General features: G+C 60.9%; 1 protein-coding gene. It reads left to right on the top strand.

Annotation, left to right across the window (positions count from 1 at the left end; all coding sequences use genetic code 11):
• Positions 1 to 250: hypothetical protein (locus GVL52_RS32660; RefSeq protein WP_210254139.1), on the top strand; the 250-nt coding region annotated here is incomplete at its 5' end.
• Between the last annotated feature and the right edge of the window lie 144 nt (positions 251 to 394).

Raw genomic sequence — 394 nt, 5'->3', positions numbered from 1 at the left:
GTTCAGGTGTCAGCAGCAGGTCCGCGCCCTGGGCATGGGCATCGCGCGCGGCATCGACGATCCTGCGGGCATTGCCTTCGACATCGCCGACGATGAAGTTGAATTGCGCGATGCTGATGACGAATGGCATGGAGAAGGTACGGAAGGAGACTCCGTCGATTATGTCATCCGCCTTCCGGCCCGGCAGGGCGGCGCGTTATCCCCGCACGCACTGGACAACTCTGTGGATAAGCCGTGGCTTGCGCTGTAGGGCGCGGGTAAACCCTTGGATTCATTACAGATTTGTTGCAATGCTGATTTTTTAGGCAGTGGATGGACGTACCTGCGCGGCGCCGCGGGTCACGCCTTTTGCGCCATCATGGAGCCCGCACCGACCACCACCCACGCTACGGAC

Source organism: Rhizobium sp. 18055 (assembly GCF_902706285.1).
GTDB lineage: Bacteria > Pseudomonadota > Alphaproteobacteria > Rhizobiales > Rhizobiaceae > Rhizobium.
Note: the sequence above shows the minus strand (reverse complement) of the source record. Positions and strands in the feature narration are given on the sequence as shown.